Raw genomic sequence first — 6,292 nt, 5'->3', positions numbered from 1 at the left:
AAAGAAAGAACCCCGACCGAAAGGCCGGGGTTTTTTTTCGTCTGCTGTTTGTCGGTGAGCGACTCTTCACTGGATAAACCTTATGCTTTCGCATAGGGCTTTTGTTGGGGCATAAAAAAGCCCCACCGATAAGCTGGCAGGGCATGATGACATTATTTATACCTATAAATCAGTGTATTACCTGAGACAGGAAGGCTCGGGTACGTTCAGACTTAGGATTAGCGAAGAACTCTTGCGGAGGGGCTTCCTCCACTATCTCACCACGATCCATAAAGATCACCCGGTCTGCCACGGTACGGGCGAAGCCCATTTCGTGAGTCACACACAGCATTGTCATGCCGTCTTCTGCCAGGCCAATCATGGTATCCAGCACTTCCTTCACCATTTCCGGATCGAGCGCGGACGTGGGTTCATCGAACAGCATAATTTTCGGCTTCATACATAATGAACGTGCAATCGCAACGCGCTGCTGCTGACCACCGGAAAGCTGCCCCGGAAATTTATGCGCATGCTCGGCAATACGTACACGCTCAAGATAATGCATCGCCAGTTCTTCGGCCTCTTTCTTCGGGGTTTTACGAACCCAGATAGGCGCGAGAGTACAGTTTTGTAAAACACTCAGATGCGGGAACAGATTGAAATGTTGAAACACCATCCCGACTTCGGTACGGACACGTTCAATATTGCGAAGATCGTCGTTAAGTAACGTACCATCGACGACGATACGCCCCTTTTGATGCTCTTCCAGATGATTAATGCAGCGGATCGTTGTCGATTTCCCGGAGCCGGAAGGACCGCAAAGAACGATGCGTTCACGGGGTTTAACCTTCAGGTTAATGTCTTTCAATACGTGAAACTGTCCGTACCATTTGTTCACATTTTCGAGCGTAATCATCATCGCGTCGTCAGATGGGGTAATAATTTGAGTCATTTTAAACCTCAGTGCGGTGTACGCCCGGTGTGGAAGCGCTTTTCCAGATACTGGCTATAGCGCGACATGCTGAAACAAAAAATCCAGTAGACCAAAGCAGCAAAGACATAACCCTCGGTGGACATCCCCAGCCAGGCTGGGTCGACGGTGGCCTGCTGCACGCTGCTGAAGAGATCAAACAGACCGATGATGATCACCAGGCTGGTATCTTTAAACAGAGCAATGATGGTGTTAACGAGTCCAGGAATAACCAGCTTTAATGCCTGAGGCAGAATCACCAGCCCCTGGGTTTTCCAATAGCCTAAAGCCAGTGATTCGGCAGCTTCATATTGCCCTTTTGGCAACGCCTGCAGGCCACCACGCACCACTTCTGCCACATAAGCCGACTGGAACAGAATCACCCCGACCAGCGCACGAATGAGCTTATCGATAGAGCTGCCCTCAGCCATAAACAGCGGCAACATCACCGAAGACATAAACAGCACGGTGATCAGCGGCACACCCCGCCAGAACTCAATGAAAAGGACGCATAGCGTGCGCACCACCGGCATCTGCGAACGGCGACCGAGTGCCAGCAGGATGCCTAAAGGTAAGGCGCCTGCGATCCCCACAGACGCAATAATCAGCGTCAGGGTCAGCCCGCCCCACTGACGGGTTTCGACACGTTCCAGCCCCAGATAGCCGCCATACAGCAAGAACCAGACAACAATGGGGTAAATGACAGCCCAGGCGGCGATATAAGTGCCCCGACGCGGCAGCCTTTTAAGGAACATCGGTACAATCGACAGCAGACCGATCACCAGCGCAAGGTTGATACGCCAGCGCAATTCGTGGGGATACAATCCATACATAAACTGGCCAAAACGCGCATGGATAAACACCCAACATGCACCTTCTTTAGTACAGTCAGCACGCGTTTCACCCATCCAGTTAGCCTGGAACACCAGCCAGTTCAGCGCTGGAGGGATAACGGCCCAGATGACCCAGAGGCAGAACAGCGTCAGCAGTGAGTTACCCAGGCTTGAGAACAGATTTCTTCGTGCCCACAACACGGCACGTGACAATGTGCTGGTTGGTACGGTGGGCGTGTCATGAGTGGTAACAGTCGTCATAATCCCGTTCTCTTAGCGCTCAATGAGGGCGATTTTGCGGTTGTAGATATTCATTAACAGCGAAATCGACAGGCTGATGATGAGATACACACCCATGGTGATAGCGATCGTCTCGATGGCTTGACCCGTCTGATTCAATACCGTACCGGCAAACAGCGACACCATATCGGGATAGCCAATCGCTGCTGCCAGCGAAGAGTTTTTCACAATATTGAGATACTGGCTGGTAAGCGGAGGAATAATCACGCGCATTGCCTGTGGGATAATGACCTGACGCAGTGTGACCGGATTGGGTAAGCCGAGAGAACGCGCAGCTTCATGCTGACCGTACGGAACAGATTGAATTCCTGAGCGGATGACTTCAGCAATAAACGAAGAGGTATAGATCGACAGAGCCAGCGTTAGTGCCGCCAGCTCAGGGATCAGAACGAAACCACCACGATAGTTGAAGCCACTAAGTTCCGGGATATCCCAGTGCATTGGGCGGCCTGCTAGCAGCGAGGTGAACAGTGGGAACATAATCAGCATCACGATAGCCGCAGGCCATGTACGGCGCAGTTGTCCTGTTTTCAACTGATGCTGTTTGTTATAACGAAACAGACCGAACGAGATGACCAGTGCCAGTAGCACTGCAATCAGGAAAGGGCCGGTTCCCGCTGCATATTCAGGCCACGGGATATACAACCCACGGTTGCTGACAAACGCGAGATCAAAGGCATTCAGTGCCTGACGAGGTCCTGGCAAATTGCGTAACACAGCAAAATACCAGAAGAATATCTGCAACAGCGGCGGGATATTACGGAACGTCTCAATATAAATATTAGATATTTTCCGCAGCAGCCAGTTGTCAGACAAACGGGCCAAACCAATAAAGAAGCCGAGGAAAGAAGCAAAGACTATACACAGCGCAGAAACCAGTAGGGTATTGGTGAGACCCACCAGGAACACGCGAGCGTAGGTATCCCCTTCAGTATAATCAATCAGATGCTGGACGATACCAAAGCCAGCGCTACGTTCAAGGAAACCAAAACCGGAAGTAATGCCACGGCTTGCCAGGTTAATGATGGTGTTATGAATCAGATAACCCGCAACGGCCAGAACCGCGACGATCGCAATGATCTGGTAAAGCCAGGCGCGCACCGCAGGATTGCTGAATGAAAAATCCCTTTTTACGGTTGGGCGTTGAGACATGTTGAGACCTCAGTGACGAACATTCTGGCGTGGGCACCAGTAAGCATGGTGCCCTGTAATCGTGGGAATTAACGTACTGGTGGTGCGTACTGAATGCCGCCATTGTTCCACAGGGCATTCTGACCACGAGCAATTTTCAGCTGGCTATCTTTACCGACGTTACGGTCAAAGACTTCCTGATAGTTGCCCACTTGCTTGATGATGTTATAAGCCCATTTGTTATCGAGCTTCAGGTCTTTACCGAAGTCACCTTCCGCGCCCAGCAGGTGAGCCATATCTGGCGTCGATGGTTTCGCCGTCAACTGATCAACATTCTTAGAGGTAATTCCCATCTCTTCGGCATTCAGCATTGCGTACAGAGACCATTTAACGATGGTGTACCAATCGTCATCACCGCGGCGTACAACCGGACCCAGAGGCTCTTTGGAGATCACTTCAGGAAGAACGATGAATTCATTAGGTTTGCCCAACTTGATACGCAATGCGTAAAGCTGAGACTGGTCAGAGGCGAGCGTGTCGCAACGGCCGGTATCGAGAGCTTTAGCTGATTCATCAGAACGGTCAAAGGTCACCGGGGTGTACTGCATTTTGTTAGCTTTGAAGTAGTCGGCCACGTTCAGCTCGGTATCCGTACCTGCCTGGATACATACTGTGGCACCGTCCAGTTCTTTAGCGCTTTTCAGACCGGCTTTTTGATGGGTCAGGAAGCCGATACCGTCGTAATAGTTTACGCCTGCGAAGATGAAGCCCATACCGCCATCACGGGAGGAGGTCCAGGTGGTATTACGAGAAAGGATGTCGACTTCACCCGACTGCAACGCAGTGAAACGCTCTTTTGCAGTCAGCGGGGTATATTTTACTTTTCCAGCATCACCAAACACGGCTGCAGCGGCAGCACGGCAAACGTCCACATCAATACCCGTAAATTTACCGTTGGAATCCGCATAGGAGAAGCCTGGCAGGCCATCGCTGATACCACACTGTACAAAGCCTTTCTTCTTAATGGCATCCAGTGTCGTGCCAGCATGGGCCTGATTTGCAACCGCAAACAGCGTAGCTGCAGCAACCATCGTCGTGAGCATCATCTTTTTCATAAAGCATCCTGTGTGGCGAATTCGTTTTGTTATGTTTAGCGCACGCTTTGGTGCACTTTGCCTGTCTGTGGCCGAAGCCATTCACTGCTTTGCAAAGGTAATGCCAGATTTGCATAGCCCTGAATTTGTTGAAAAGCGTTGCTAATAAAGGGGAGTTTCTTACAAGTAGTATTAATATCGCGCACCAGGAAGGGGCAAAAATAGCCGTGATGGTCACAAATAGTGCAATTAGTTTCACTATATGGAAGCAGTGTGAGGGCGGCGTCAGTTTTTGTTACTTAAATGTAAATAGTCTTGCGCAAACCAGCGCCCTGAGGCGCTGGTGAGAGAGAAAGAGGATAAGGAGGATTAATAGAGAGAACTGGCACCGGCAGGACGGGTTTTAAAGCGGCGATGCAGCCACATATACTGATTCGGCGCACGCATAATCTCGCGTTCAATTACCCGGTTCATATACTCGGCTGCCAGCTGTTCATTCTCGATCGGGTAATCCTGGAGTTCAGGCTGGATGACCAGTTCATAGCCGCTGCCGTCTTCTTTGCGGATCAGTACCACCGTGATCAATGCAGGTTTCGCCATACGCGCCAGCATCCAGGTGCCACTGGTAGTCGCTGCCTCTGGCACGGCGAACAGCGGGGCAAACACGCTCCCCTTCGGACCGTAATCCTGGTCAGGGGCAAACCACACCGCTTCACCCTGTTTTAGCGCCTGTACCATGCCGCGCAGGTCACGGCGATTAATCATCGCCTTGTTAGAACGCATACGCCCTTTGGTCTGTATCCATTCCATCAGCTTGTTATTGTGCGGGCGATACATTGCCATCATTGGCTGACAGATACCCATCGCGCGTCCGCCCAGCTCCAGCGACATAAAGTGCACGCCAATAATCAGCGCCCCGCGCTTTTCACGCTGCGCAGCCTGAAGGTTTTCCAGGCCGGTAACGCTGAACCAACGTTTCACTCGACGATCGGACCAGAACCAGGCCATGCCGGTTTCCAGTAATCCCATTCCCAGAGATTCAAAATTTCCGACGATACGGCGTTCAAGCTGCTCAGGGTCGATATCCGGGAAACAGAGCTCCAGGTTACGGCGGGCAATCGAGACGCGGCGTTTCATAAAACGCATGGAGGTACGGCCCATCCAGAGGCCCAGTTTGTTCAATACAGGATAAGGGAGCTGTACCAGCAGGAATAATACACTGACACCAAACCAGGTCAGCCAATAGCGCGGGCGCAGAAAGCCCCTGTGGAATTTTTGTGACGGCTTCATATTTACTCATTTAAGCATTAAGGGCAGAGAACCTGTAACGCATAATGAAGGCAATCAGTAGCGGTACAATCATTCAGACACCCATTCAGTACGTAGGTTTAGCCACGGCTCATTTTTGGCAGTAATTTACATTCAGGAGATGTTGCATACTGCGTTCAGAAGGTGAGGGCGGCGGGCCTGCGAAGGAATTTCAAGTACACGTGAGTTTACACAGGTTATCCTGCATACAGGAAGAGGTGAGCGGGATTTTTCTTGTGCGAAAAGGCCTGTCAATCTTCACCCATTCTCCACATCACCTACATAGTATGCGTCAGGGATGATGCGACTATCAATAAAAAAGCGCTTAGCCCTAAAGAGGGATAAGCGCTTTCGAAACAACATGATAGCCAGGGCTATTAGTTCATGCCGTATTTTTTCAGTTTCTTACGTAGTGTACCGCGGTTGATGCCCATCATCAGGGCTGCACGGGTCTGGTTGCCACGGGTGTATTGCATCACCATGTCCAACAGAGGCTGTTCTACTTCAGCCAGTACCAGCTCATACAGATCATTTACATCCTGACCATTCAGTTGAGCAAAATAGTTCTTCAGTGCCTGTTTGACCGAATCACGAAGTGGCTTTTGGGTCACCTGATCCTGTGAATTCACGGTAGATACGGTCAGTACGTCAGAATTTACGCGTTGTTCGAACATAGT

Annotated in this window: 6 protein-coding genes; all 6 read right to left on the bottom strand. The window is 50.8% G+C overall.

Annotated features, from left to right (window positions below; genetic code table 11):
- Positions 1-169: 169 nt before the first annotated feature.
- Entirely contained in the window at positions 170-931 is a 762-nt protein-coding gene (locus FY046_RS11895) for an amino acid ABC transporter ATP-binding protein (protein ID WP_133844197.1), read from the bottom strand.
- An 8-nt stretch (positions 932-939) separates the two neighbouring features.
- On the bottom strand, positions 940-2,043 hold the full coding sequence (locus FY046_RS11890) for an amino acid ABC transporter permease (protein ID WP_133844195.1): 1,104 nt from the start codon (positions 2,041-2,043) through the stop codon (positions 940-942).
- 12 nt (positions 2,044-2,055) lie between these two features.
- Complete coding sequence (locus FY046_RS11885) at positions 2,056-3,234, bottom strand: amino acid ABC transporter permease (protein ID WP_133844193.1); 1,179 nt, start codon at positions 3,232-3,234, stop codon at positions 2,056-2,058.
- A 68-nt stretch (positions 3,235-3,302) separates the two neighbouring features.
- Positions 3,303-4,328, bottom strand: a complete 1,026-nt coding sequence (locus tag FY046_RS11880) for an amino acid ABC transporter substrate-binding protein (protein WP_133844191.1) — start codon at positions 4,326-4,328, stop codon at positions 3,303-3,305.
- Positions 4,329-4,676: 348 nt separating this feature from the next.
- The gene (gene lpxP / locus FY046_RS11875) at positions 4,677-5,597 is read right to left on the bottom strand and encodes a kdo(2)-lipid IV(A) palmitoleoyltransferase (protein ID WP_133844189.1); all 921 of its coding nucleotides are present in this window, start codon (positions 5,595-5,597) and stop codon (positions 4,677-4,679) included.
- Between the two features lie 395 nt (positions 5,598-5,992).
- Positions 5,993-6,289, bottom strand: a complete 297-nt coding sequence (fis, locus tag FY046_RS11870) for a DNA-binding transcriptional regulator Fis (RefSeq protein ID WP_000462905.1) — start codon at positions 6,287-6,289, stop codon at positions 5,993-5,995.
- Positions 6,290-6,292 lie beyond the last annotated feature (3 nt).

This window comes from Erwinia sp. 1181_3, from assembly GCF_052824965.1.
The sequence above is the reverse complement of the archived record's forward strand: the minus strand, read 5'-3'. Positions and strand labels throughout refer to the sequence as shown.

Excerpts from the sequence above, each read along its gene's own strand:
- FY046_RS11895 (WP_133844197.1), bottom strand. The coding sequence starts at position 931 with ATGACTCAAATTATTACCCCATCTGACGACGCGATGATGATTACGCTC.
- FY046_RS11890 (WP_133844195.1), bottom strand. The coding sequence starts at position 2,043 with ATGACGACTGTTACCACTCATGACACGCCCACCGTACCAACCAGCACA.
- FY046_RS11885 (WP_133844193.1), bottom strand. The coding sequence starts at position 3,234 with ATGTCTCAACGCCCAACCGTAAAAAGGGATTTTTCATTCAGCAATCCT.
- FY046_RS11880 (WP_133844191.1), bottom strand. The coding sequence starts at position 4,328 with ATGAAAAAGATGATGCTCACGACGATGGTTGCTGCAGCTACGCTGTTT.
- lpxP (WP_133844189.1), bottom strand. The coding sequence starts at position 5,597 with ATGAAGCCGTCACAAAAATTCCACAGGGGCTTTCTGCGCCCGCGCTAT.
- fis (WP_000462905.1), bottom strand. The coding sequence starts at position 6,289 with ATGTTCGAACAACGCGTAAATTCTGACGTACTGACCGTATCTACCGTG.